The following is a 221-nucleotide window of genomic DNA, read 5'->3' on the forward strand; positions in this document are numbered from 1 at the left end:
AAGTAACAGTGCTAGCGCCTAAAGCATTGCTGCCAGCGATAAAGGCAGTGTTGAAAGGAAATGGAGTAGACGATACCCATGTCTTTTGGCAAGAAATAAAAGATGCCTATATGTACGAAGGCTGCGGCGGGATCGAGCTTGTACCTGTACAAGTGCAGCATGCTGAAAATCTGCTTTGCTTTGGCTACGAAATCAACACGAAAGGCAACCATATTTACTAT

Annotated in this window: 1 protein-coding gene; it reads left to right on the top strand. The window is 44.3% G+C overall.

Translation table 11 applies throughout. The features are described 5' to 3' along the window. A partial coding sequence (locus tag CHH91_RS20805; RefSeq protein ID WP_217973795.1) for a hypothetical protein occupies nucleotides 1-221 on the top strand: 221 nt, incomplete at both ends.

It is taken from the genome of Virgibacillus sp. 7505 (genome assembly GCF_002272135.1).
Lineage (GTDB): Bacteria > Bacillota > Bacilli > Bacillales > Amphibacillaceae > Terribacillus.